The 6,164-nt window shown below is 33.5% G+C and carries 10 protein-coding genes; all 10 read right to left on the bottom strand.

Going from position 1 to position 6,164, the window contains the following annotated elements; genetic code table 11:
• Positions 1–106: 106 nt before the first annotated feature.
• The 10 genes from LBU54_RS14315 to LBU54_RS14270 all read right to left on the bottom strand — a co-directional run bounded on the left by LBU54_RS14315 (position 107) and on the right by LBU54_RS14270 (position 5,969).
• The gene (locus LBU54_RS14315) at positions 107–463 is read right to left on the bottom strand and encodes a hypothetical protein (protein WP_224531511.1); all 357 of its coding nucleotides are present in this window, start codon (positions 461–463) and stop codon (positions 107–109) included.
• Positions 451–933 (bottom strand): hypothetical protein, encoded by a 483-nt coding sequence (locus tag LBU54_RS14310; RefSeq protein WP_224531508.1) that lies wholly within the window; start codon positions 931–933, stop codon positions 451–453. Before LBU54_RS14310 ends, LBU54_RS14315 begins: the two co-directional genes overlap by 13 nt.
• A gap of 155 nt (positions 934–1,088) precedes the next feature.
• Entirely contained in the window at positions 1,089–1,493 is a 405-nt protein-coding gene (locus LBU54_RS14305) for a hypothetical protein (RefSeq protein WP_224531504.1), read from the bottom strand.
• A 153-nt stretch (positions 1,494–1,646) separates the two neighbouring features.
• A complete protein-coding gene (locus LBU54_RS14300; protein WP_224531501.1) occupies positions 1,647–2,018 on the bottom strand; it encodes a hypothetical protein in 372 nt (123 codons plus the stop codon).
• A 194-nt stretch (positions 2,019–2,212) separates the two neighbouring features.
• Entirely contained in the window at positions 2,213–2,818 is a 606-nt protein-coding gene (locus LBU54_RS14295) for an outer membrane beta-barrel protein (RefSeq protein ID WP_224531498.1), read from the bottom strand.
• Positions 2,808–3,239 (bottom strand): lipocalin-like domain-containing protein, encoded by a 432-nt coding sequence (locus LBU54_RS14290; RefSeq protein WP_224531495.1) that lies wholly within the window; start codon positions 3,237–3,239, stop codon positions 2,808–2,810. Before LBU54_RS14290 ends, LBU54_RS14295 begins: the two co-directional genes overlap by 11 nt.
• A gap of 172 nt (positions 3,240–3,411) precedes the next feature.
• Positions 3,412–4,035, bottom strand: a complete 624-nt coding sequence (locus LBU54_RS14285; RefSeq protein ID WP_224531493.1) for a hypothetical protein — start codon at positions 4,033–4,035, stop codon at positions 3,412–3,414.
• A gap of 164 nt (positions 4,036–4,199) precedes the next feature.
• Positions 4,200–4,784 carry a hypothetical protein gene (locus tag LBU54_RS14280; RefSeq protein ID WP_224531490.1) on the bottom strand — a complete coding sequence of 195 codons (585 nt, stop codon included), beginning with the start codon at positions 4,782–4,784 and terminating at the stop codon, positions 4,200–4,202.
• A gap of 153 nt (positions 4,785–4,937) precedes the next feature.
• The gene (locus tag LBU54_RS14275) at positions 4,938–5,444 is read right to left on the bottom strand and encodes a hypothetical protein (RefSeq protein WP_224531487.1); all 507 of its coding nucleotides are present in this window, start codon (positions 5,442–5,444) and stop codon (positions 4,938–4,940) included.
• Between the two features lie 129 nt (positions 5,445–5,573).
• Complete coding sequence (locus tag LBU54_RS14270; RefSeq protein WP_224531485.1) at positions 5,574–5,969, bottom strand: hypothetical protein; 396 nt, start codon at positions 5,967–5,969, stop codon at positions 5,574–5,576.
• Positions 5,970–6,164 lie beyond the last annotated feature (195 nt).

Genomic DNA, 6,164 nt, shown 5'->3' with positions numbered 1-6,164 from the left:
AAAATCAGCTATGATTTTCCGCCGTAACCGAAAGATAGCAAATTGCAATGAATTCCGATTAGGAATTCAGCCGCAATGAGCTATACACGGTGTTGGCAATAGTGTTTTATTTTATTTTTTCAGTTAGTTCAGCAACAATATTTCTCAATTCCTTTTCTTTTGTTAGGTCGAATATGTCTTTTAAATAACTTATGCTTTCTAATTCCCAAGCATTTTGTAAAACGTTTTGTTTATAATGCCTTGAGAGTCTATTTAAACTTGATTTAGTTATTGTTCCACCTACTGCTTTTTCTAAAGCAGAAACGAAACTATCTAAAGTTTCGAAAGATGTTCGCCAGTCTCTTTCAGCTTCGAGGATTTTTCGAGCAATCTTTTTATCGATTTCAGTCCCAGTTTGACTTTCTTCAACAAAGTCAACTAATTGGTCAAAAGTCAAGTTGTTGTTATCTCTCAAAATGGCCATCCATCAATCATTTTATAATTTGTTTTCGGGTCAAGTTCAATTCCGATTTCTTTGTTTGGATTCCATTGATGGTTGATAAATTCCGCTGGATTTTCTGTGATGTCAGTCCAATTTGTGTTCGGGAAAACATAAAGTGTCCAATGGTCAGAATCCCAAGTTCCGTAAAGTTTTTCATTCGGCAAGTAGAGTAGGATATATTCAGGGTCATAATGTTCGCATTGGTCAGTCAGATTGATTGCAGGAATTTCGTAATAAGATTTTCCACTAATATTTCCCTCAATCCATACTTTTCCGAGTTTTAATTTATCAAAGTCAATAATTCCGACAAAGTCAGGCTCTACGGAATTGTGGTCGTAATTCAATTCCGATTTTGCTTTTAGAAATTCAGTTAAGTCTTTGGGTAAATCCATATTCTGTCCAAATATTGGTAAGGCAATTAGATAAGCTAAAATTATGATTCCTTTGCGCATTTCCGACATTATTGCCAACGGTTTTGGCTATGGTTTCGTTACGGAATGGTACGCGAGTATCATTCCGCCGTAACCATAAATTTAGCAAAAAGGCTTGAAGTTCCGATTAGGAATTTCAGCCGTAATGAACTATAGCCGTTGTTGTACGCTGGCTTTTATTCCGCAATACTTTTTATTAAATCATTTTGCAAAAATTCAAATTCCGATTTTTTCCAAAACGATAAGTTTATTAATCCTGTGGTGCTGTCCTCAATCCATTTTCCGTTGTTATTAGATTCCACAGTCCATTTTATTGGTCGATTTCCTTTTTTTGTCAATTTCAGACGACAATCTTTGGAAAGTCCAAACGCAAAGCAATTCAGAGCGTCATTTTCATTATCAAATTCTTCGTGCCAAAAGTCAAACGCAACAGTAAATCCACCATTTCCGTTATCTGTCAGAGTGACTGGAAATCCTTTTTCATTTTTCGGATTCACAGTTATTGATTCCGCATTTAATTCATATTCCGCTTCAGGATATTTCTTTAGTCGGTTTACTATTTCGTCTATCGTTTTGCTCATTTTTCAGCTTGCGTACAACGGTCTCGTATAACCGCAGTTACGGGTTAGTATGCTTTAATTTTCGTTTTAGCACAGACGTTAGCAATTCCGAGTGGATTCGGACGTAGTCGAATCCGCCGTAATTGCGGTTATACATTGTTGTGCAACGTTTTTTTAACTCCAACTCATATCAATTTTTACTTTTTTGCCTTCAATTTCTACTCGTCCACCATATGAGTCATTTTCTCCTGGATAAATTTCATAAATTTTAGTGTTGCCTTTCAATTTCGGAATGTTATTCTTTAATCGTTTACTTTTTTTTATCCAATCCGATATTTTATTTGAATCATCAACTTCAAATTCAATTATGAATTGTCTAGTAAACATACTTCCTTTTTTGTCAAGTTTTAAGTTTTGAATTTCGTTTGGCAAGTCGTTCAATCCTCCCCATTCAAGTGTTGTTTGAATTACTTCTTTTTTTTCCCAAGGTAGAACGTATGTATTTGAAACATAAAACCAGATTATAACCAAAGAGAATACTGCCATTAATAATCCGATTAATATTTTAATAATTCTCATTGATGTCATTTCAAATGTTGCACAACGGTTTTGGCTATGGTTTCGTTACGGAATGGTACGCGAGTATCATTCCGCCGTAACCATAAATTTAGTAAAAAGGCTCGAAATTCCGATTAGGAATTTCAGCCGTAATGAACTATAGCCGTTGTTACAAACAGTTTTTATTTTATTATATATCCAACACTGAAATTCACATAGGTATTTCGAGTGTCAATGTCGTCATTAAATTCACGTTCAATTTCGAGTAATGTGCTAAATCCTTGATAAAATGTTAGCTCAATTCTAAAATCTTGAATCGGATAGCCAATTCCAAAATTACCACCAAAATCAACGCTTGTTTTTACATCTCCTAAATCCAAACTCTCTGCTTTTTCTGATAGTAAGATTCCAATTTGTGGTCCAACGGTTAAATATGGTTTACTAAAAAATCTAAAGTTTAATGGAATTGAAAGATAATCCAATTTGTAATCAATTGTACTGATGTCAAGTCCACGTTCATCTACGTTTCCAAAATCTTTTTCTCGGTCGGCAATTTGATTATAGATTATTTTTGGGTAAAACTTAATCTTTTCGCTAATTTCAAATTCGGCAAATGCACCTATACTTAATCCTGTCGATGAGAAATTAAAGTAAGAACCATTTACAGTTTTAAATCCGTCTGTAAATCGTGAGGTGTTCAACCCAAGTGTAGCACCAAATTTAGTTTGCGAATAACTCGAAGTAAAACAGATGATGAACACAATAAATAATGCAATTCTATTTCTCATATTTAAATATTTCTTGTTCGTTTTGTGGAACTGGTGTTCCGTTCATTTCTGTAACTACTATTTCCAAATTATTTTCAGTTAGTAATAATATCTCATTTACGAAAGTTCCCTCTTGGTCGACTGTTATAGTTACTTGGTTTCCGTTTCTTATCCAACTGAAAGGAACATTATTAAATTCACAAGGTGTTTGTGAAATTTCTTCTGGTGCTTTTTCTGTACCTGAATTATTTGAATTGTAAACAATATTCTGTTCTGTTTGGCAGTCGATGACCATAACATCGTTTCCCTGATTTTCAATTGATACAAGGTTCCAAGTTCCAACCAAATCGTCCTGATTGGTATCGTTAGAATCATCATCGGATGAACAAGATAGAATTAGAAATCCAATTAAGATTCCAAAAAGTAATTTAGGTTTTTTCATTTCGTAAAGTTTGGTTTAAATTGTTTGTAACGGTTATGTGTATGGTTTCGTTGCGTGAAAATCCGTGAGGATTTTCAGATTAATAAACCAAGATAGTACATTTGCGAGGAAATTCCGATTAGGAATTTCAGAAGCAATGAATTATACACCTTGTTGGCACACGTATTTATTTTTATTTACCAGTTCTATAAGCAGTATTTGAATAATCAAAATCCGAAAAGTCTTTAAAGAGTAAAATCCGTTTATCTTTAGTCAGATAGTTTTTTAATATCTCATAGTTCCCTTTCGGAAAATTTATTCGGTCGCCTTTTTTTAAATATCTTTTTCCTCCAAATTCACACTCACACAATTTACCGCGAACTGCTGTTGCATAAACTGTTACTTTTTCTTTGTAGCCATTTTTCCATTCTTTCTTGATGACTTGTATTTTCTGTCTGTTCTTTTTGACCAATTCACGTAATTCAGTCAAATATTCAGTATGATTTTCGGGAAAATCAAATTCAGAAGCAGTCGTGTAAGTATAAGGGTCTGATGTTTTTCCTAAACAGCAAAATTCTAGTTGGTCGCTACTTCCTAATTCGTGTAAAAAGAGAGAATAGATTTTCGGTTCTTTATATTCATCTGCGTTTTCATATTTTTCTAATTCCGTAATCCAATAGTAAATAAAAGTTCCGTGAGAATCTTTATTTCTGTCCATTTCAAAAGTCAATATCACTAATTCTTTTTCAGTCAGATTTTGAGTAAATCCGCTATATGAAATTAGAAGTAGAAATATAAAAAGTATCTTATTTTTCAATTTGGAACGTGTTTTTTTATATGTGTGCCAACGGTTTGCATATGGCTTGTGGGGGTTTCGAAGCACTTTCCTGTCCACCGAAACCAAAGCTGGCTACGTAGCGAAAGCCTTGCTGGCAGCCGTTCACCCGCCATAAGCTATATGCGTTGTTGTACTTCGTTTTTTTATTCAATTATTTCTTTCAAATCGTCAATTCCAGAGTTTCGGGCTAATTTCTTACTAATTGTCCAAATCTCATTTTCCCAAATTTTCCAACTCTCAGAATTAGGATTATTGAGTGTCATTTTTATTTCTGTATTCGGTGCGAATATCAAATATTCATATCCAACTCCATCTAAAGTGATTCCGAGATTCGCATCAAACATATCGTATGATTTTAGGTCTCTAATCTTATCTTCAATCTTGTCAGTTATAGTTTCCGTGTATAATTCAATTATCTCTCCGTTGTTGTCGATGGTAAAGAGTCCTTGAATTAATTTTTCTGGATTTTGAAATTCTCTAAATTGAGTTTTATTGAATTTTATTGAGAACAACCAACACCAGCCTTTAAACGACTGTGAGATATTAACCAACCAGCTATAATCAATACATATTTCATTTGTTCTCCAATTCCGTTCATCTCTGATTGTGAGATTTCCAGCTCTTAAATCAGGAATGTTTAATTCAGAACATAAATTGGCAATCACTTTCTGATGAAGCTCTTGCTTTTTCAATTCATATTCTCTTATGTTTTCTGTTCTATTCGTCATTTTTTTAAATGAAGTACAACGGTCTCGTATAACCGTCAGTTACGGGTTTTAAATTACTATTTTTCGGTTAAGCACTGACGTTAGCAATTCCGAGTGGATTCGGACGTAGTCGAATCCGCCGTAATTGCGGTTATACATTGTTGGCAACTGGCTTTATTCCGTTATTATTTCATTCAGAAGCGTTATTAAATTCATTTTTGCAGAATTATTATTTCCACTTTCTTCTAAAAAGAACTCAAAATAATTTGCTCGATTATCAAATCGATATTCGGCTAAATACATATCGCTCAAGAAAATTTGGTTTTCTTTATTAGGTTTTACATTTTTTTGTAATAATTCATCATTGGTAAACTCTAAAATTTGTTCCTCTGTCAAATTCAGAGTTTGTTTTTTTCTTAAATTTTGAAATTCAGGTTTGTTGCTAAACTCGTCAAGTAAATATGTATATCGAATAGATTTCCATTCTTTTCCATTCCGCTTTATTTCTATTAATTCCTCAAATACTGCTCCGCCTTCTGGAAATCTCCAAATTCTCAAAATTTCATTTGGTTCATAGAAGTCAGATACTCCAATTTTTTTCAAGTCAGAAGGAATTGATTTTGGGTTTTCTTCTTGGTTTGAACAGAATAAAATTAAAATTAGTATGATAGTGTATTTCATTTTTCAGCTTGTTGCCAACGGTCTCGTATAACCGTCAGTTACGGGTTAATATGCGTTAATTTTCCGTTAAACACTGACGTTAGCAATTCCGAGTGGATTCGGACGTAGTCGAATCCGCCGTAATTGCGGTTATACATTGTTGTGGTGTCGTTTTTTTATTATTAATTCAGTTCCAATTTCAGGTTTTAATTTCTGTTTTTTCTTCTCAGGCTTAATTAAATACATATAAACACCATTTTTTCTCTTATTCAATTCTTTTTCCACTGCTATTTTTCTTTCCGTTAGTGTTTTGAAAACACTGTCTACGTGCATAGATTCAGTTTCACATTCAAAGTACTTTTCGGATTTGTCCAAAATTAAAATTCCGTGATGAACTCTTTTTTTAATAATCCAAGTTTCGTCAGAAGTCGAGTCAGTTATTTCAGTATTCGGTGGAATTCCGTTCACATTATGTTGCAACTCTGCTAAAAGTCCGATTCCTGTGATATTAAAACACTCAACTATTTTCACAAAGTTCGATTCCATATTTTCTTTAATTTCAGTCTTATTGAGTTTGTTGAGTAAATGCACCACAACGTGTTTGTGTATGATTAGTTGCTGTTAGAAGCGCAGCATTTTTGCGGTAGGATGAGACGCCTGCGGCGAAAAATCCCAGTGGGCAAAAATGCGAAGCTGCAATCGCAAACTTTTCAGTTTAGGTAAATGTACAAATTGTAAGAT

The organism is Winogradskyella alexanderae (genome assembly GCF_020166335.1).
Classification (GTDB): domain Bacteria; phylum Bacteroidota; class Bacteroidia; order Flavobacteriales; family Flavobacteriaceae; genus Winogradskyella; species Winogradskyella alexanderae.
The sequence above is the reverse complement of the archived record's forward strand: the minus strand, read 5'-3'. Positions and strand labels throughout refer to the sequence as shown.